This window comes from Alteromonas oceanisediminis, assembly GCF_018474025.1.
Classification (GTDB): Bacteria; Pseudomonadota; Gammaproteobacteria; order Enterobacterales; family Alteromonadaceae; genus Alteromonas_E; species Alteromonas_E oceanisediminis.
Genome location: NZ_JAHCTA010000005.1, coordinates 251,637 through 271,240, shown reverse-complemented (window position 1 = coordinate 271,240; position 19,604 = coordinate 251,637). Strand labels below are relative to the sequence as shown.

Here is a 19,604-nt window from a genome sequence, read left to right as displayed (position 1 = left end):
GTTAACGGCGTGAAGCGCGCTACGCGGTGCCACCCACAGTCAGCTCATCCACTTTCAATGTTGGCTGACCGACTCCCACGGGTACGCTCTGACCGTCTTTCCCGCAAACACCCACGCCTTTATCCAGACACATATCATTGCCGATCATTGAAATTTTCTGCATGACTTGAGGGCCATTTCCAATCAATGTTGCGCCTTTTATTGGTGTCGTAATTTGGCCGTTTTCAATCAAATAGGCTTCAGATGTTGAGAACACAAACTTGCCCGACGTTATATCAACTTGGCCGCCACCGAAATTAGGCGCATACACCCCCTTTTCGATACTCGCGATGATATCTTCTGGCGTATGTTCACCACCAAGCATATACGTATTGGTCATTCGCGGCATCGGCAAATGCGCATAGGATTCTCTGCGTCCGTTTCCGGTCGGTTTTACCCCCATTAAACGGGCGTTTAACTTATCTTGCATGTAACCTTTCAGGACGCCATCTTTGATCAGTATATTCGTCTGCGACGGTGTGCCTTCGTCATCAATGGAGAGCGAGCCACGACGGTCTTTTAACGTGCCATCGTCAACAACGGTAACGCCTTTGGCCGCAACTTGCTGACCCACACGACCGCTAAATGTTGATGCGCCTTTACGATTAAAGTCGCCTTCCAACCCATGGCCTACCGCTTCATGCAGTAACACACCGGGCCACCCACTGCCTAACACTACCGGCATCGTACCCGCCGGTGCGGGTATTGCGCGGAGATTCACCCGCGCCATGTGCAAAGCTTCATCGGCAAGTTGTTCAAAGCGCGGCTTACCGTCATCGGCGCCGGTTAAAAAGTCATAGGTGTAGCGCCCGCCCATGCCGGCACTGCCGCGCTCTCTTCGGCCATCTTTGTCCACCAGCACGGAACAGTTAAGTCGTACTAGCGGGCGGATATCAGTTGCGAAGGTGCCATCACTGGCCGCAACCAAGATCTCTTCATAGACACCACTTAAACTGACAATAACTTGTTTTATTTGCGGCTCTTGTTGACGGATGTAGTCATCCACGTGGCGCAATAAGGCGATTTTATCCTGCTCCGCAAACCCTTTAAGCGGGTCAGCTTCGGTATAGAGGGCTTTGGTGTGTGCTGGCGCTAACGCTTTCGCTGAGGCGGTACCCCCTTCATCGGCAATGGTGCGCGCCGCACGACACGCTTTCATCAACGCCTCGGTAGTCAGTGCATCGGAGTACGCAAAACCCGTTTTTTCGCCACTCACAGCACGAACACCTACGCCGCGTTCAATGTTATAACTGCCTTCTTTGATGATGCCATCTTCAAGCACCCAGCTTTCGTGCGCGCTGGACTGAAAATATAAGTCGGCAAAGTCATTTTTATGCCCTAACAATGTACTCAGTGCATTGTCTAGGTCTGACACGCTAAGCTCAGAGGCGTTGAGAAGGTTATTTTCAACTCGATTTGTCAAAATGACTCCTGAATTTTTTATGCTGCATAATCGGCATCGATTGGCGAATTTTAGGTATTTCGGATAGTTTCAAGGGCGCAGTGACGCTACCCACGCCTTTTTCAATAAGCGCCAATTGCTTACCCCATGGGGAATATATCACGCTGTTGCCGTAGGTTTCTCTACCATTTGCGTGAACGCCGCCCTGATTAGCTCCCACCATGAAGGCTTGTAATTCTATGCTTCGTGCTTTCAACAAAGCATGCCAGTGCGCTTCGCCGGTTTTTTGGGTAAACGCGCTCGGTAACACAACAACATCAACGTCAGGCATGGCTTGAAACAAGCCCGGAAATCGTACGTCGTAACACACCGCTAAACCCACCCGACCAAACGGCGAATCGAAGGTGACCACCCTCTCGCCGGGTTCGGTAAAACGCGATTCTTTATAGTCTCCGGTTGAATCGTCAACACTCACATCGAACAAATGAATTTTGTCGTAGTGCGTGACGTATTGGCCTTTGTCGTCTATCACCCAGCATCTTGCTCTGAAGTGGTCAGCACTGTCACTGGGTGCAGGTACAGTGCCGCACACCAGCCACACTTGATAGTGACTGGCAATTTGCTGTAAGCGAGCAAAAATTGATGTGCCATCTTGCGCTTTTGCCTGCTCTTGCGCTAACGCCAATTGTTGTTTGTCTGAGCTACCAAAGCGGGCAAAACATTCCGGCAGCACAACGAGATGCGGTGCTGAAATCGATAATTGATCAAGTTGTTCCGTGAGTTGAGCCAGATTCTCATCAACCTCTGGCGTAGAAATCATCTGGATTGCAGTGACGTTAGTCATAATCTACCTCCGTTCTAACCGATACCGGTTCTGGCGCAACAAAGCTGGTTTCACTGCCTGGCTCTATCACCGCCTCATCGGTATTTAGCCGTGCGGGTATTTCCACTTCAGTACTGTCTCGACCCACTTCATTGAACACCGGGGCATCGAGTGTGCCTGTGACTGAGTAGTTAATGTTTGAGATAACTTTAGCCGATGTGAGTACCCTGTCTAGTGCAAGTGCTGCCAGCGCTGTTGGCGGGTTAACCATAAAGTACATCAGTACAGGGAGGTTCCCTGTTACGTTCGGTGTAAAGGAAAACTGATAGTTGATTTGATTCGTGGCGAGATCAGTATACCCGTTAATCGTGATCTCGCCTGCACCACCGTCAACTACCGTGTCCTGAGTTGCGGCGCGGCCTTTATCAATCTGCAGGCTGCCCTCAATATCGTCATAGAAAAAGCCTTGGGCAAACACATCTCGAAAATCCAGACTGAGTTTTCTGATGAGCGAATTGAAACTGAACAAAGTAAAAATTCGTGAGCCTTTGTCGCTGACTTCGGTGATATAACCATCCGTGAGTGACCAGTCAACTTCGCCATCGAGTGATGCGAAATCAATACTCCACGGTGAATCTGGCCATGTGAGTAAAAATTCAAGGTCGGCTTCTGAGTCTTTGATACCGGTATCAAAGCCTGATTGTTTCAATAACTGCCCAATATCGCCACTTTGCAACCGCCCTGAAAATGAAGTGGAAGTGCCTCGCTCAGACATTCGCCAAACGCCTTCTGCGTTAATTTCCCCCAATCCATTGTCGATCGCGATCCGCTCGAACTCATAACCTTGCTCAGAGGGTACGCCATCAACGATCACCGCACCGAGATCAATCTCGCCCACTTTGCACTGTTCACAACGAAACCGCAGTGGTGGCATCGCATCGGCGCGAGCGTTGCGACCGGCGCCGGCATCTTCGCTGAAAGTATCAAGGCGTACAAAATCAGCTTGAATATCCACGCCTCGAACGCGCCAGTCCTGATGTACGTATACATTTGCTTTGACTTGTTGGCTACTGATATCCACGTCCCAGTTACCCTGGCGATATTTACCCACAACGTTGGCATTTTCAATCTGATTGCCCGCCAGAGTTAAGGTGTCCGCTGTGATAAATACTCTTTCAGGCAACGTAAACAATGCCTCCTCACTGGTTTGCAAATTATCTGAAATCGCGGCTACCAGATCCAGCCAAGGCTCAACCGAAATGGTCGGTAGGGCCGCGGAGATACTGAAACCAACGCCTAAGTTAGTCAGTGGATTTTCACCGATGGTCAAATGCGCGCGCGAGAAATGTGCTTCAGCGTGAGGAAGTACACCGTTAAAGGTCACTTCATCAGCTAGCATAGCTTCGATAACTGACGCCTGATTGTTGCCTTGTGATGTAATGTGCAGCGGGATCGACTCTCCTTTAGGGCTGGTAAAAGGTGCCGGTAGCGAAAGCTCAGTATCGCGCAATGAGGCGCTAAGCGCTGCTGTGTAGTCAAACGAATCATCACCCAAACGAAGGTCGACGACGGTTTGCATATCCGTTTGGCCTCTGGCGTAGCCTCTCATGGAAGGATAATAGTCATCCAGCAACTTCCCGACGTCCCACTGGCCTTTAACATCAATATGCGCCACATAATCGGATGTCTCGCTGTCGCCTTGCATGGCCACCGTGACCGGTTGAGAAAACAGCTCGGCTTTAATTGTGTTGATGGTAACGCTGTCATTAACAAAACTGACTTTTCCCCTGACTTTCGTCAGCGGCAGCGTCAAAGCGCTGATATCCACGCGGTTGTTGTCTAATGCCACGACGCCGCTGGCAAGCACTTCACCGTCACCCAGCGGGATCGTTAAGGCTAGCTCAGTGTTTAATTGACCGTTAACAATCACTTCATTGGTGAGCAAGTTGCCTAAACTTTCACGCATTTGACTCGCGTTCATGAGACCCGCCACTTCCGCGCCAGTGGCGCTGCCAGACGCACTAATTTGCAGCACTTCGCCATCAGACAAACTGGGAATAGTCGCTACAAGGTCAGTTAATTTCACATTGCGTAAACGCGTTGCAGCGCTGCGCATCGTCAGTGCGTCGTTTTCAAACAACAGGTCAATATTAAGCTCGTCCAACGCCGGCCACTCTGGCGAGAACACAAATTGAGCACTGCGAATATTGACTAAGGCCTGAAAAACGCCCTCGTTGCGTTCGAATGGAAATTGTTCCACAGGGCCCTGCCATAGCAGCTTGGCACGGGTAACTTGCGCAGCGTCTGATGGCTGCTCACCTAACGCGCGGGTAAGGTAAGCTTTGGTTTCCTCTCCCATGTAATTTTCGGGAAAGAGCGCAGGAACATCAGCCACAGGCAATCTATCAATTTGAGTCGCGAGCTGCATTGACTGCTGCGTCAGGTTGAGCCGCATTTGGTGTGCAAAACTGACCTTATCACTCACAAATTGCATATCATCGCTAAAAACGATCCAGTCGGTGGACCCACCATCTGTGTAGGGATAGAGATAAACTGACGCGTTGAATGATTCAACGGCCAAGTCCTCATCCAGCAAACCTTTTGCGCCTAAAGTGGTATCTGAGGCACGTAATACCATCTGCCCCTGATTTTTATACCAATAGACGGTCGAATCTAACCCTTGCAAGCCCGGGAGCGTGTTGAGTGTACGCCAGCTGAGATCACTGAGATCCGCTTTTACTGCAACGCCGCCTTGACGTATTTGCGCAGTCAGGCTGAGCATTTGTCCGCTGGGCGAGATATCCTCAACGATACTCACCTGCTCGGGCTCCATGAACAACGGTGCCAGAGCCACCAATGGGGCTAGGGTAATGGGTTGGCCTGTTTCAACCAGCACGTTACCACGCTCGTCAATTCGACCACGGAAATCTGCGTGGAGTTGCTGTTGATTGGCCGATAGAACGAGGTCATTAATGTTAAATACCCAGCCTCGAGGGGAGGGCTCAATGACAATGTCGCCCCCCTTGATCTCAGTTAACACACGCGTTGAATCAGACTGCCACTCAAACTGACTGGGCTGAATACTCGCTTGCATATGAGACAAAGACGAATCCCTAAAGCTTGCCCACACCGTAAAGTTGCCTCGGCTTTCCCGCAGCGTTTGCTGCTCAGTGGTAAACTCGTTAAACCATGGCGATAAATCCAATGAGCTTCCCTGAGCATACAGCGTGCCGCTTAAGCGATCCGCCGAGCCAGTGAGATCAAGCAAAAAAGACGCAGTATTATTCGCCAGTTCGGCAATGCGCAATTGCCCAACAGCTTGATGTCGGTCGCGTTGGTTCAACCAGCTGACATCCTGCAGTATGTAAGTTTGGCTGTTGTGTTGGGTATTCACTGTCAGTTGCGAATCTGTCACTGAAAAGCGCTGAAGTCGCTCTAGGAAAAGCGTGCTTATCATGTTCACCACATTTGCCTCATTGTTGGAGGCATTGGCGAACTGCGTGTTAACCACGAAGTTAGCGCGGTTTAACTCGAATTGTTCAGAATGAAGCGTCATATCTTGCAATGAACGCCAGAAATCGACTTCAACAAACACTCGCTCTATCGACAGCTCAATCGCGTCGTTACCGGTGTCCCGAAGCGTGACATCGTTCAGAACGAGGCTAGGCCCCACTCGACTCCAAGTGGCTGAGATTGCCCCAATTTTTAAATCGGCAGCGTAATGGCTTGAAATATAGTCTTCAACTAAATGCTTGTTGCCATCAAGATAAGGCAGCGACAGGCGCAACAGTGACAGAGCCACCGCTGCAAGCACCAGCAGTAGCGCAAATAATGTCCATATTTTTTTCAATCCATAGGCAAGGTAAGCGCGCGGCTTACTCACATCATTACCACGTCAAAATTATCCTGATTGTAAAGCGGCTCCGCCTGCACGGTAATCTGTCGCGACACGAAGACTTCCAGTTCGGCCAGCATATGCGATTCCTCTCCCATCAGTGCTTCAGCGACAGCAGGGGCCGCGTAGACCACAAATTTGTCGGCATCATAGGCTCGATTTACACGCACAATTTCACGCATCACTTCAAAGCAAATGGTTTCAACCGTTTTGATTGAGCCACGCCCCTTGCACACGGGGCACTCACCACACAACACATGTTCCAGACTTTCACGCGTGCGTTTACGCGTCATCTCAATTAAGCCAAGCGCCGTAAATCCATGAATATTGCTTTTTGCTCTGTCTTTGCCCATCGCCAATTCGAGTGAATGTAAGACACGTCTTCTGTGGTCAGGTTCAACCATATCGATGAAATCAATCAGGATCATTCCACCCAAATTGCGCAAACGTAACTGACGAGCAATCGCTTGTGTTGCTTCGATATTAGTATTAAAAATGGTTTCTTCGAGATTGCGATGACCCACAAAGGCCCCGGTATTGATGTCGATGGTCGTCATCGCTTCGGTTTGATCGATGATCAAATAACCGCCGGATTTGAGGTTGACGCGTCTGTCGAGCGCACGCTGCGTTTCATTTTCTACGTCGTACAAATCAAAAATCGGCCGCTCACCCTGATAGTATTCAAGCTTTCGGTTCAGCTCAGGTACGTATTCTTTGGTGAACTGATTCAGTTCCTGAAAAGTCAGATTGGAGTCGATCCTAACGCGATCAATTTCGGTACCGACAAAGTCTCGTAACACGCGCCGCGCCAAGGGTAGGTCTTCATACAATACGTGCGATTTTTTACGCTTCATACGCAGTTGGATCTTAGACCATAGGCGGCGTAAAAACTCTGCATCCTGGATCAATTCCGTTTCGCTCACACCTTCCGCGGCGGTACGCAATATAAAGCCGCCATCTTCGTCGCAAAATTCCTTGACCAGATTTTTCAGGCGCTCGCGTTCTGCTTCCTCTTCAATGCGCTGTGAAACGCCAACGTGAGTAACGCTGGGCATAAACACCAGATAGCGAGACGGAATGGTAATGTCAGTGGTTAAGCGAGCGCCTTTCGTACCAATCGGATCTTTAACCACCTGCACCACGATATCCTGCCCATCACGCACTAACTCCCGGATATCTTGCTTGGTGATATTGCTCGCGGCCACTTCGTCGACCACTTCGTTGTGTATGACGATATCAGACGCGTGCAGAAAAGCGGCTTTCTCAAAACCAATATCCACAAACGCTGCCTGCATACCGGGCAATACCCGGCTGACTTTACCGCGATAAATGTTACCCACGATACCGCGCTTAGTGTGCCGCTCAACGTGGATTTCCTGCAAAATTCCATTCTCGATCAACGCCACTCGGGACTCAGACGGTGAGACATTGATGAGTAACTCGGCGCTCATGCATACACTCCAAATTCATTCAGCAAACGGCGGGTTTCAACCATGGGCAAGCCCACGACAGCACTGTAACTGCCCTTGATGCTCTCGACAAACTGGCCGCCGATCCCCTGAATGCCGTATCCGCCGGCTTTATCCATCGGCTCTTTCGTTTGCCAGTAGCGCTGTATGTCCTTGGTTGTTAGCTCACAAAAGGTAACCCGTGTTGTCAGCGTCATTGTTTTTTCCACCTCTGCACTTGTCGCACACACGCTGGTCATTACTCGATGAGTTCGGCCACTGAGCCGTTTGAGTGTTGCACAATAATCATCAAAGTCGGTTGGTTTGCCCAATACAGATTCATCGATCACCACGATGGTGTCTGACGCCAGTACGACAGACTCGGCTCTTTGCGCCTCGGTGAGTACAGCACTTACTGCGCGTGCTTTCTCACGAGCCAGTCTCGCCACGGCATCTTCAGGTGATTCATGTAAACCGATACGCTCATCAATGTTGGCGCTGATGGTGGTAAATTGAAATTGCATGAGTTGCAAAAATTCCGCTCGGCGCGGCGATTGAGAAGCCAGAACCAGAGGACGTTGTGTTGCGTGTGCTGCAGCATACTGTTCACTCATGTTTAAGAGACCTTAAAACGGCGGCGAGTGCGGCGTAGTAACCAAAAAACCCAGGGCCAAATTAACATTGATGACAACACAGGCCATAAGTAGTCGAATTGAAAATAAATGCTCGTCAGTAGATGTTGCAGCCAGAAAAGTACCAGGTGATAGAGTGCGCCTAGCAAGGCAATCACAATGGCTTGTTGCCACACGGAATAGTTACGTAAGCGCTGATAGTTGGCGGCTAACACGTACACCGATACGCTTAATGCAAAACTATGCACGCCCAGCGCTGTACCAAGCAGAATGTCCATCGCTAAGCCGCACAAAAATGCGACCCCAACGTTGACGCGATTGGGTAACGCCATAGTCCAATACGCCAGCACCAGCAAGACCCAATCAGGGCGATACAAATCGGCTTGGATCGGCATGGGCATGATTTGCAGAACCAATGCGGCGACGATAGTGAATATCACGATTGAATAACGCTTACTCATCACCGACTGCCTCTTTATCTGACCACAGCAGCATTAAATGCTTTAAGCGATCTAACTTGGCCATTGGAGTCGCAATAATCACGGCAAACGGACGCGACTCATCTCGCGTAACGCTGCTCACCTGTGCCACAGGGTAACCTTCTGGAAAAACGTTGCCTAATCCGGATGAAAACAGCATGTCGCCCACTTGAATGTCAACACTGTGTGCCACATGCTCAACATAGAGTTCATCCAATGCGCCACTGCCGACAACAATAAACTGTATCCCATTTCGCCCTGAACGCACGGGCAGTGCGTGCGTCACATCGGTGAGTAACAGTACTCGGCTTGTGGTAGAGCCCACTTCCATGACCTGCCCGACAATCCCGCTCTCATCCAACACCGGTTGCGATACATAAACGTCGTCGCTGGCGCCGCGATTGATCACCACCTGATGGCTGAACGGGTTATTGTCCACGGCCATTAATTGCGCAACTTTTTTGCGGATGTTTTCACGTATTGGTGCGTCGAGCAGTGCGCGTAACCGCTGATTTTCAGTTTTGAGCATCTGAAAGCGTTGCAACTGTTCGCTCATCAATAGCATTTGCTCACTCAGATATTCGTTTTCAGAGATGAGTTGCTGTTGCGAAGTAACGCGTTCTGCGCTCCAGTTGAGCATGGTACTCGGCAGGTTAGCCACGTATTGAAGGGGGCTCATGAACGAATTGAGGTAAACACGCGCGGCGTCGAAGCCGTTCAACTTATGATCGACCAATATCAAGCCGACAGACAGTACTAACGCCAACGTTAGTCGATTATTGAGTGAGGGCCCTCGCGTGAAAATGGTCTGCATATTATGAATGAGGCAGCGCTACGGCTGCCTCTACACCACTATTGTTCGTAACTAAACAGGTCGCCGCCGTGCAGATCAATCATGTCAAACGCCTTGCCGCCGCCACGCGCCACGCGGGTAAGAGGATCATCTGCAATGACGACCGGAATACCCGTCTCTTCCATCAGCAGCCGGTCGAGATCTTTCAACAATGCACCACCGCCGGTCAGCACCATGCCACGCTCCGAAATGTCGGATGCAAGTTCCGGAGGAGACTGTTCCAGCGCAACCATGACAGCAGAAACAATACCAGAAAGTGGTTCTTGCAACGCCTCTAAGATTTCGTTGCTATTCAGGGTAAATCCGCGCGGTACCCCCTCAGCTAAGTTTCGCCCGCGTACTTCGATTTCGCGCACTTCCTCACCTGGGTAAGCCGCACCGATTTCATGCTTGATACGTTCAGCCGTGGCTTCACCGATGAGCGATCCAAAGTTGCGTCGAATGTAATTGATGATCGCTTCATCGAACTTATCACCACCAATCCGCACGGATGAAGAGTACACCACACCATTGAGTGAAATAATCGCGACTTCGGTCGTACCACCACCGATATCAACCACCATCGAACCCGTTGCTTCACTGACTGGTAGCCCAGAGCCGATTGCGGCAGCCATAGGCTCGTCAATCAAAAACACTTCTCTCGCACCTGCTCCAAGCGCCGACTCGCGTATTGCACGTCGTTCCACCTGCGTTGAGCCGCAAGGCACACAAACCAATACGCGCGGACTAGGGCGCAAGAAATTATTGTCGTGCACCTGTTTAATAAAATGCTGAAGCATTTTTTCAGTGACATAGAAATCGGCGATAACACCATCTTTCATCGGCCGTATGGCACGAATATTACCCGGTGTTCGCCCCAGCATTTGCTTGGCTTCTGCGCCTACCGCAGCAACACTTTTGGGGCCGCCAGCACGTTCTTGGCGGATCGCAACAACGGAAGGTTCATTCAGAACAATGCCCTGATCTTTAACATAGATAAGTGTATTGGCCGTTCCGAGGTCAATAGACAGGTCGTTTGAAAACATGCCCCGAAGCTTTTTAAACATGAAATGCCTTTTCTGTGAATGCTTACTGACGGTGACGCCCAGTAAATTACAAGCTGTCAAATAATCCGCACACTTTACCAATCAGCGCATTTTTCAGCAAGCAACAACGCGCGTTAAAACACCTCGCGCCAGTGAATTGTACGATCATTTCCTCTGAAAATCCCGAAAGTGGCGATCCCAACCGGAGTATCATTGTTATCGATGCTTCCGTCTTGGTTCCAGTCGATATTCAAGTAGGCTGCCCAAGGCGGATTATTCACCGGTGACAACGACACCTCTACGCTCCCGCGCACGCCTTCACCGGCACTATTCAGCGGAGGCCCTAGCAAAAGATCGTTGGCGTCTGATAAGCCATTTTGCAGAACGCCTGATGACGACGTTGGGCTGAGTAACCCTGTAATATCCTGTTCATTGTGGCCTGCAGAAGCATTCCTAACCACAATGTCACCCGCGGCTTCAGTCAACCCAATGCTTGTGCAATTGTCTTGTGCATTGACTCGCCATCCCCCCGCAGCAAAGTATTCGGCGGATAGGGGTAACATGATGGTCTCCGTTTCCGGGGCATAGCTGTTGGTCAGCGCCAAGCGCCCATAACGTTGCTCTGTGCCCGTTGCGTTGCCCACATCAAAAGACTCGCACGCCCCCGGATAAGCACTTTGGTAACACACGCCATCAGAATCAGTTAAATAGTCGGCGTTAAGTGTGAGTGCGATAGAGGCGTCAAAAGGTGCAACCGGTAGAGCCGTTTTGTCGTAGGTAAATTCAACATTGGTTAATCTGACACTGGCTTGACCGTCAAATACCTCTTGCCCTTGCAGGGTTGTGGTACCTAACTGCGTGACACTGGCGTTGCCGGTATAGCCTGAGCTGTCAGCAAAACTGGCATGCGCATTTTGAGGTGATAGTCGCCATGAGGTATCAGCATAATTTGCGGTAATGGTGCCAAGCGCATTGTAGGCGGTTACCGTCACAGAAGGCTCTTGACCTAATGCATAGTCAAAAGGTTGGCCAATATAGGTAAAGCTGCTTGAGCAACCGTGCGCCAATGTGCCTGCCTGCGCATTGCTAACATCAAAGTAGGCCGGTATAAAACGCCCTAGTGTGACTGCATCGGCTTCAACCAACGTGCCTAAATAACTTGGGTCTTCGGCATCCCAGCGTATGGAACCCACTTCTTCAAAGTAGGCCGACGCATAGCGGTAACGACCCTGATCAAATGTAAGATCTCTCACGGCTTTGAACGCGATGCCACTGCTACTGTTGAGTAAATGCGTGTCACTCACCCGCAAGCCACTTTCAACGGTTGAAGATGCTGGCTCAACACGTTGCACGGACATGTGCAGATTGGCCGGTTGGTAACCTGGTAAACGGGTTCCATTTTGCCCTAATGCCTCGACGGTTAGCGCAAAGGTTTCGCCGGCAACCTGCGGAAAGATTTCGCCGGCAACCTGCGGATCACTGCTCTCTGAGCTGAGCAATAAGCGCGCTGGCACGCTGTCGAGAAAAGCGCGACCAGAAGAAATCGTCTTACCGTCTATCACGTCTGATACGACCAGCGCGACGCGTCCTGCATCGGCGTATTGAAAACCACTCAGCGATGCCTCACCTGCACCATTAAATGTCAGGTTAAGCGGACCGGTTGTTACGCCGCTACCATCTCCAGAAACCGGAATTCCCGCAAAGGGGGCGGTACATTGGTCTGTGGAATAGGACGCATCGGACTCGGTAACACAATCAAAACTCAGGTCGATACTTTCTGCACCGGTCAGCAACGGACTGCACTCGCCACCGACACTTTGGATAGCCCTGATGCCGACACGCCCCAGATCACTCTCGGCAATCACATCTGGCAAGACGGAAGAACTTGGCGTAGCGCTATCAAAAAACTCAAACCCGGCGTCCACGAAATCGATGGTACAGTCAGGAACACACCTCACCGGTGCGCTCGGCGACGCGTTCGCCAGGCCAATAGTCGTCTGCCCCACGGAAGCCTGTGCCAAGCTGACTTGTGTACTGCCGGTAAAGGTCACATTATCCCCACCTTCCCATCCAGTAGGTGATAATCGAATCGTAGAGGGATCGCCAGCAGTTTCACTGCAAGCCGCATTAGCGCACGCTTTTATAGTCACCTCTGCGACCGAACACGTAAGGACTTGTTCAGGGTGAATAATTTGATAATGGTCCACCGCTGAACAGGGAGTCACATCGTTGATGTCCTCCAGAACTTGTTGCCGAGTCTGACTAAAGTTATAAATACGCACGTCATCAATTTGACCGTACACCGAGTTATCGGTGCCACCCGCGATGATATAAGTATTGCCAATATCCCCAAAAAATAGCTCACCCAGCCCGGCAATCTGACTCGTTCGAATTGTGCTGCGCAACGAAAAATCAAGCTCATTGCCGTTTACAAAAACGCGAGCGGTATCATTAACCAAGTCCCATGCCAGAGCAATGTGTGCCCACGTGTTTGCAGCAATATTGCTGGCATCAGAGGTTAACTGAAAGTCGCCATCTCGATTATCTTCCATGCCAAACCGCAAACGACCATCATTACGCAGGGTAAGGAAGAAATACCGATCCTGACCATTATTCCGCCGTGGCGGGTTTGCCAATCTGGATGCGTCGAAAAGCTGACGATTGCCGCCGCCCTTCCATGCATTGGTGCTGCGATACCAAAAAGAAATCGTACCTCGCCCGCCGATCTGATTAATGTTGATTTTGGTATTCACGGCATCGATTTCTTCAACGGTCACGTTGCGGGGAATATCCAGCGCGCGGCACGAAACCGGATTATCTGGCAAAAGTGGTTGTGCGTTTCCGACCGGGTCTCCATCGAACGCATTGGCAGAAGAGTCGACCACCTGCCCTGTACCGGTATATTCCTCTTGCTCGAACTGATAAAACGCGACCGGTCGATTACCTGTGCAATTTGTACAGCTATAGTCAGAAGAATCAAATAGCGCTTCAACATCTGCAGCGGCTAGCTCATGTTCGAATAACCGAATATCGTCTATTTCTCCGCCAAAAAAATCTCTTAGTTGCGTGAGTGTCGATTCGCCGTCACCCGATAAACGGGCTGTAGCACCGACGATCAAGGGCTCAATGTTGTCGGCGATACCACCGCTAAACGCGGTATTAACCTGACTCAAATCGCCATCGATAAATAAACGCATATGCTCGCGACCAAAACTGTACACCACATGATGCCAGACATCGCTCTTGAGTCGGTCGGACGTCTGCGCGGTCACAAAGTATTCGTTGCGGTTGTCTTCATGCCTAACGCGAACCGTACCGGCGGTATCAACCCAAATGGTAAACTGACCACCATCGTCAGTTCCTGAAGAGTCTTTGCTAATAAGCCCCATTCCACCTAGATCTCGCGCGTTCGAAACATTGTATCGCGGTGCTTTCACCCAGAAAGAGATCGAGCCCGTGCGCAGCGCCATCGCTTCAGTATGTGGAATGTTCAAATGACCGCCATTGCCACCAAAGCGGCCCGCCTGACAGCGAATGCCATCGTTGATGGCTTTGACGTTCCCTAGCGTAGTGCCATTTGAGTTTGCAACAATATCGACAATTTCGCCATCCGCGCCCGTCACCGAACACAGATCCAACGGCCAATGTGCTGTCAATACCGGCTCAGTGACACATTCGGTGCAAGTATCTTCTGTCAGTCCGTATAGCGTGGCGACCTGATTGCTATTCAGCGATTGATCAAAAAGTTTCAGGTCATCAATCTGCCCTTTGAACAAATCGGTTAATTCGCTGCTGGGAGAGCTGTTTTCAGAACTCGTCCATGCGTTTCCACCGAGTACAATGGGTTCACGGCTACGACCCAGTCCACTGGTAAACCCGGTATTTGAACCCGGCGTACCCGCGTTAACGTAAAGGTACATGCCCTGTGGTCCCCAGGTGTAAGCAACGTGATGCCAAGTGTTTTCACTAATGACATTATTGATGCGCACGGTGGCGCTTTGATTGGTGCCCTGATGGCGGGCGCGCAATGAGCCGTCTGCGCCAACCCAGAAAGTGAGGTGTCCTCCCGCGCCGGTGCCATTAGCGTCTTTAGACAGGATCCCCATACCACCCGCACTGCTGCGATTGGAAAAATTGAGGTCGGGTACGTTAAACCAAAACGAGATGGCGCCCTGATCGAGAAAATAATCATCGGTATGCGGGATGGTAATAATATCTCCCGTTCCCTGAAAACGACCCGCCTGACAATATCGCCCATCAAACTCTATCGAGGCGCCATTGGATGAACGACCATGATTTCCACCCACGATATCCAGCACATCATCGGGCAAGCCAGTAAGCGCACAGACATCTATCGGCCAGTGACCGATTGGATCAGGAAGCGGTGTCGTATTGGTACACACGCCGCCAAAATCAGCCGAAACAAGGGCATTTGGCGCGCCGACAATGCGGGCCTCAGATTCCATGTTGAGATTCGCCGTGTTCACGCCGCCGACAATACGACTTTGAAATTTCATGTTGACTGAATTTTGAGCATACACAAAACCGTTCGTGACTGATGACTGCTCAGCAATTAAACTATCATACGCTATCAGTACGAATTGTTCGGTATCGCCGCTACGATTTAATGAGGACTCAAACTTGGCATGAACGCGTTGGGCAAATACCGTGGTTAGCGCGTTCGCTTCAGGTTGTACTTTGCCTCCTTGTTCGACGACAAGTTCCTCAATCCAGTATGAGCCAGCACTTAAAATCACCGTAGCATTAAACTTCACATGCAGTTTCTTGATGCGGTATTCCTGGTTCACACCCGTGAGCGTTAACTGGCCACTTTGCTCAATGTTGACTTGATCATACTCGCCCGCACCCAGTGAGCGGTTGCCATTGGTAGGCACCGTGACATCGCGAGTGGAACGGCTTGCTAAGAAGCTGGCCAGCGTCGCGTTGGCGCTATTCGTCGGGCCTGCCTGACAGGGCTGGGTATCACAGCTTGTACCGCCAGAGGAATCGGTGATGGTGTTAAAGGTTAAAACGCCGTCGCTACCAATAATCTTAGCATTATACTTACTGGTGAGTATGCCGTTGACGGCATAAGACGCCGCCGGATCGGGATAGATATAGCTGCATTCGGCTGCCTCAGCGGCACGTGGAAATCCCAGTAGTAAAATCAACAGTAACGCACAGAGTAACTTCATGGTTGCACCTGCATAGCGTCTAAGCTCACCTGCCGACTGACAATAATATCGCCGACGGCGCACTGACCAATACTCGTAAATCGATAGTAATTGTGCACTTCTCCCTGCTTGGTGACAGGAACAGTGCTACAACTTGCAGTATAGCCGCAATTGCGAAATCCCTCGACATTTGAAAATGAAGCAGGGCTGGTAATGGTGGTGCTGCACGCGTTGATCGGGCTATTCAGCGGGAAACTTTGTGCCAATAAAACTTGAACACCCGATTGCGCAGCAGTGATCGCGCGCAATCCAGACAACTCCACAATGGTGGCCTGCGAGCTTGATGAAATCATTCGCACCATAGTCGCGCCCAGCAACGCCAGTACGATGATCACGAACAATGAAATAATCAGCATACTGCCACGTTGTCGGCGCGGCAATGAGATTGAGCTACGGGACATTAGCAACGTGCACCTCGTGGTGATAGTTAACCACCTCTTCATTCAATTCAAAGCGTAAGCGCAGTTGCACAAAAGCGTTCCGCAACAGGGTTGCGTCGAACAGGCGAAATGGGTCGTCACTGCCAGAAGATTGCACGGCAGGATTTGCTGACAGCGTGTTGGCTATATTTTCAGCCATCAGCACGCCACCACTGGTAAACACAGGCTGCGCGGCAGTTATATCACTTTGGTGGAAATATATCGCTTCATCGCGAACGCAGTAGCTGTTAGCCCGGCTAGCAAAATAAACGCGCTCCGCCGGTGATCCAGCCGCAAACGCGCCAGCCACCGTGAGTTGTGCCGTATTCGTGGGCGAATCAGCACTGGCACAACCGGTATCAGGCCCATCATCCTCACAGGCTTCGACCGCACGGCGACGATTTAGTGAGGGATCATAGACATCAACAGCGCGCGTGGTAAATACAAAGGCGAATGTACTTAACGTATCCGGCACGTAAACATTGTTGTCGATATCACTCATCTCGACAACTTCTAGGGCTGTGTCCGCTGCGGGTAATAACGGTAGTTGAGTATAAAACGTACTGTAATCTATAGGCACGAATTGCAGGCAATGCACACTGCTATTGCCAGCCACGCGAAGACTGCTGGGCACTGCATCGCGTAGCTCGCGGGTCATACGCTGAACGACAAAGCGGCTATCGCCCAATATTCGATCGCGCTCCGTGACATCACTGAACACCTGCATACTGCTACGAATAAACCCACTGATGCCGACAGATACAATCACTAAAATCACCAAGGTAGTAATCAATTCAATCAGTGTGAATCCCGCGCGCGCATGTAAACCTTTCATCAATAATTCACCGCGTATAATGAGATTGGTACAGCGTCACCGCCCGGTGTGGTGATGATAATTCGGATCAGTTTAGTATTGCCGATCACATTGCCCGAATCCGGCGTACCGTCCCCGTCTGCGTCATCGTCATTAAAACCATCGGTATTATCGTCATAGAACACGCTCACTTGTGCCCTAAAGCCTTGATACAGAGCACCGTTTGGTGACTGCAGCGTTTCATTAAGTGAGTTGGTAATCGCAGCGCTTTCTACATCCAGACCATGATAATCGTCGATATCATCAAAGTTTGCGCGGGTTTCTGCGCCGTCGGGCCCTAGTTGACCACTTGAAGTGCAGGGTGTTGCTTCATTACAGCGAGTCGTGCCACCGAGAGGATCCGAGTTTTCATCGAATGGCTTGGCACTGATTTCATTGAGTAAACTGTGCCCCAACTCCACGGCGCGCACTTGCCAGATAGGATCAATACTTCGTCTGGATTGCGAGGCAACCAAAGACGTGACAATGGCGAGTGCGACACCGAACACGACAATACCGGCAATCAATTCGATTAACGTAAAACCGTGTTGCACGCCTGTGTTAGCACGCATGAATGTATCCTTGTGATGCAATACAGACCGACGCAGTGGAGCTACCGACAAAATCCACGCGGCAACCACTGGCACAATTGGCAATGTTAGATTGGGGCTGACCTAAACTGTTAAAGCCAATAAAGCTCAATGCCGTCGATGCGCCATCCTGACTGGTCATCGCAATGTTTTCAGCGGCCATCTCCGTTGCTGTCGTGGCGAGAAAGTCAACGCTTGAATCAATCGCTCCAGAACAGCTCGCAGCAGCATTAGCGGCCGTGTAGTCATGGGTGGGTGGGCCAAAGGCGGGTGCTGCGGTACCGCTCACCAAATTAATTCGATAACAAAAGCCATTCCGGCTGTCATTCATTGCGCGTTGTTGAATGTTACGCAGTGCACTGACTAACCGGTTTTGATACGTGTATTCAGCAAAACCATCAGAACCGCTAAAGCGGGCAACTGCACCGACGCTTAAAACGCCAATCAGCAGAATAACTGCGATCAGCTCAACCAGGCTATAGCCGCGTTGTGGTGTTGCGTGAGGGGCTAAAAAAAAACGCTTCACGTGGCGTGAGGGTACGATACCCTCACTACGTAAAGCGCTCTTGGGCGGACGCTGATAAAATACACGCTGAGTTGTATTCATCGCCAGTCGTTAAGTGAGAACAAAACAGCTAATGTAAGCACCGCTCTTACCCTCACCATATCGTTATACAGGTAGGGTTGATTAACAACCGTCTGCTTGTACCGTGACAACTGGAGCAGAATTAGCATTAGCAGCTTGCGTGTAAGTCACCTGACAACGTAAATCAGTGCCTCCCGTTGGGGCCGGCTCAGCCGCTTTACCCTCTGGAGTAATGACAAATGAACCCACAGCGACTGCAGCATCACCACTTGCTGTCAACGTCCATTCATCATCAGACAAGCTTGCCCAGTTGCCGACGTCAGCCAGGGTTACAGTCGCGATTGCCGCAGGGTAGCCAAAATTCGTTTCCACTGGGTTACCATTGATCTCAACTTGTGACGTTGTATCACCCGCAGTGGCATTTGTCTGTTCGCTCGCAATAGCTGACTTAGCGTAAACCAATTGAGAGCCCCCTTGCAGCGCGGCTTTGACGCCTTGCAGTGTCGACGCTCTTGCATCACCTTGCAGGTCGATAAAGCGAGGTGCGGCGGTCACCGCCAAAATTCCCAAAATTACGATGACAATGATCAACTCAATCAATGTAAAACCACGTTGTTGCATAATGTTATCCTCGTTAGAGCTCAGTGTTAAAATGTTGCGTTACTTGCTTGAACCAACAGGCCACTAATTGACCCGTTGATTCGAATTGTTACTAAATACAATGACCTGACCGATACGCGGGTCGTAAATGAAACCATTCCCTACGGTATCGTCAATTGGCTCTTGAGTCCGATTTTTGATGGTTTGCGTTAAGTAATAATAACAGATGTCGTTACCACCGGAACCGTTGCCCTGCGAAACTGACGTAAAATAACGAAAGTCATCAAATGGGCGGTCATTCCAATCAGATGAAATGGTCGGCGCGCTTTGTAAGATTAAATTGAAAATACTCTCGCAATCGAGCTCAGTCAATACGTCGTCTTCTGAGCTACCATCATTATTCAGTTGGCCTGTGGGGTAACCGGTATTTTTGTCGACGCCAACGCGGATCCCGTCAAGCGTCACAAAGGTTTGATTGGTTGACTGATTGTCCTGCGGGCGCGCTTCTAACTCCCATTGTGCACGAACAAGGCCAACACCGGTTGCGAAACCACCGGCGACACCTTCAACAGTGGCGTCTTCAGCGTCGGCGGTTACGTCCAAAAAGCGCGGAATAGCCGTGGCTGCAAGCAAACCCAATATAACCACCACAATCACTAATTCAATCAAGGTAAAACCGCGACTCTTGCGGTTTGATATAGCCGCCTGATTTGGCTGCATAGACAC

General features: G+C 50.5%; 15 protein-coding genes. All 15 read right to left on the bottom strand.

The genetic code is table 11. From position 1 onward, the window contains the following. Positions 1 to 19: 19 nt before the first annotated feature. Entirely contained in the window at positions 20 to 1,462 is a 1,443-nt protein-coding gene (gene tldD / locus KIU71_RS10725) for a metalloprotease TldD (RefSeq protein ID WP_214131268.1), read from the bottom strand. Then, a complete protein-coding gene (locus tag KIU71_RS10720; protein WP_214131267.1) occupies positions 1,446 to 2,285 on the bottom strand; it encodes a carbon-nitrogen hydrolase family protein in 840 nt (279 codons plus the stop codon). Before KIU71_RS10720 ends, tldD begins: the two co-directional genes overlap by 17 nt. Continuing rightward, positions 2,278 to 6,147: a YhdP family protein gene (locus KIU71_RS10715; protein ID WP_214131266.1), complete on the bottom strand. Its 3,870-nt coding sequence runs from the start codon at positions 6,145 to 6,147 to the stop codon at positions 2,278 to 2,280. The genes KIU71_RS10720 and KIU71_RS10715 overlap by 8 nt, the downstream gene beginning before the upstream one ends. After that, a complete protein-coding gene (rng, locus tag KIU71_RS10710; RefSeq protein WP_214131265.1) occupies positions 6,144 to 7,610 on the bottom strand; it encodes a ribonuclease G in 1,467 nt (488 codons plus the stop codon). Before rng ends, KIU71_RS10715 begins: the two co-directional genes overlap by 4 nt. Next, positions 7,607 to 8,221, bottom strand: coding sequence for a Maf family protein (locus KIU71_RS10705; protein ID WP_214131264.1), 615 nt, complete (start codon positions 8,219 to 8,221; stop codon positions 7,607 to 7,609). Before KIU71_RS10705 ends, rng begins: the two co-directional genes overlap by 4 nt. A 2-nt stretch (positions 8,222 to 8,223) precedes the next feature. Beyond that, on the bottom strand, positions 8,224 to 8,700 hold the full coding sequence (gene mreD / locus KIU71_RS10700) for a rod shape-determining protein MreD (protein ID WP_214131263.1): 477 nt from the start codon (positions 8,698 to 8,700) through the stop codon (positions 8,224 to 8,226). Further along, positions 8,693 to 9,532 (bottom strand): rod shape-determining protein MreC, encoded by an 840-nt coding sequence (gene mreC / locus KIU71_RS10695; protein ID WP_214131262.1) that lies wholly within the window; start codon positions 9,530 to 9,532, stop codon positions 8,693 to 8,695. Before mreC ends, mreD begins: the two co-directional genes overlap by 8 nt. Positions 9,533 to 9,570: 38 nt before the next feature. Then, entirely contained in the window at positions 9,571 to 10,617 is a 1,047-nt protein-coding gene (locus KIU71_RS10690; protein WP_214131261.1) for a rod shape-determining protein, read from the bottom strand. A gap of 113 nt (positions 10,618 to 10,730) precedes the next feature. Beyond that, on the bottom strand, positions 10,731 to 15,791 hold the full coding sequence (locus KIU71_RS10685; protein WP_214131260.1) for a LamG domain-containing protein: 5,061 nt from the start codon (positions 15,789 to 15,791) through the stop codon (positions 10,731 to 10,733). Beyond that, positions 15,788 to 16,231 (bottom strand): pilus assembly PilX family protein, encoded by a 444-nt coding sequence (locus KIU71_RS10680; protein WP_214131259.1) that lies wholly within the window; start codon positions 16,229 to 16,231, stop codon positions 15,788 to 15,790. The genes KIU71_RS10685 and KIU71_RS10680 overlap by 4 nt, the downstream gene beginning before the upstream one ends. Further along, positions 16,221 to 17,084, bottom strand: coding sequence for a PilW family protein (locus KIU71_RS10675; RefSeq protein ID WP_214131258.1), 864 nt, complete (start codon positions 17,082 to 17,084; stop codon positions 16,221 to 16,223). Before KIU71_RS10675 ends, KIU71_RS10680 begins: the two co-directional genes overlap by 11 nt. Then, positions 17,084 to 17,674 (bottom strand): type IV pilus modification PilV family protein, encoded by a 591-nt coding sequence (locus KIU71_RS10670; protein WP_214131257.1) that lies wholly within the window; start codon positions 17,672 to 17,674, stop codon positions 17,084 to 17,086. Before KIU71_RS10670 ends, KIU71_RS10675 begins: the two co-directional genes overlap by 1 nt. Further along, positions 17,664 to 18,299 (bottom strand): pilus assembly FimT family protein, encoded by a 636-nt coding sequence (locus tag KIU71_RS10665; protein ID WP_214131256.1) that lies wholly within the window; start codon positions 18,297 to 18,299, stop codon positions 17,664 to 17,666. The genes KIU71_RS10670 and KIU71_RS10665 overlap by 11 nt, the downstream gene beginning before the upstream one ends. Before the next feature lie 81 nt (positions 18,300 to 18,380). Beyond that, positions 18,381 to 18,899 (bottom strand): prepilin-type N-terminal cleavage/methylation domain-containing protein, encoded by a 519-nt coding sequence (locus tag KIU71_RS18050; protein WP_214131255.1) that lies wholly within the window; start codon positions 18,897 to 18,899, stop codon positions 18,381 to 18,383. 63 nt (positions 18,900 to 18,962) lie between these two features. Continuing rightward, positions 18,963 to 19,598, bottom strand: coding sequence for a pilus assembly FimT family protein (locus KIU71_RS10655; protein WP_214131405.1), 636 nt, complete (start codon positions 19,596 to 19,598; stop codon positions 18,963 to 18,965). Between the last annotated feature and the right edge of the window lie 6 nt (positions 19,599 to 19,604).

Coding starts and splice junctions, on each gene's coding strand:
- KIU71_RS10705 (WP_214131264.1), bottom strand. CDS start 8,221: ATGAGTGAACAGTATGCTGCAGCACACGCAACACAACGTCCTCTGGTT.
- KIU71_RS18050 (WP_214131255.1), bottom strand. CDS start 18,899: ATGCAACAACGTGGTTTTACATTGATTGAGTTGATCATTGTCATCGTA.
- KIU71_RS10670 (WP_214131257.1), bottom strand. CDS start 17,674: ATGCGTGCTAACACAGGCGTGCAACACGGTTTTACGTTAATCGAATTG.
- mreD (WP_214131263.1), bottom strand. CDS start 8,700: ATGAGTAAGCGTTATTCAATCGTGATATTCACTATCGTCGCCGCATTG.
- KIU71_RS10680 (WP_214131259.1), bottom strand. CDS start 16,231: ATGTCCCGTAGCTCAATCTCATTGCCGCGCCGACAACGTGGCAGTATG.
- KIU71_RS10675 (WP_214131258.1), bottom strand. CDS start 17,084: ATGAAAGGTTTACATGCGCGCGCGGGATTCACACTGATTGAATTGATT.
- KIU71_RS10655 (WP_214131405.1), bottom strand. CDS start 19,598: ATGCAGCCAAATCAGGCGGCTATATCAAACCGCAAGAGTCGCGGTTTT.
- KIU71_RS10665 (WP_214131256.1), bottom strand. CDS start 18,299: ATGAATACAACTCAGCGTGTATTTTATCAGCGTCCGCCCAAGAGCGCT.
- KIU71_RS10690 (WP_214131261.1), bottom strand. CDS start 10,617: ATGTTTAAAAAGCTTCGGGGCATGTTTTCAAACGACCTGTCTATTGAC.
- mreC (WP_214131262.1), bottom strand. CDS start 9,532: ATGCAGACCATTTTCACGCGAGGGCCCTCACTCAATAATCGACTAACG.
- rng (WP_214131265.1), bottom strand. CDS start 7,610: ATGAGCGCCGAGTTACTCATCAATGTCTCACCGTCTGAGTCCCGAGTG.
- KIU71_RS10720 (WP_214131267.1), bottom strand. CDS start 2,285: ATGACTAACGTCACTGCAATCCAGATGATTTCTACGCCAGAGGTTGAT.
- KIU71_RS10685 (WP_214131260.1), bottom strand. CDS start 15,791: ATGAAGTTACTCTGTGCGTTACTGTTGATTTTACTACTGGGATTTCCA.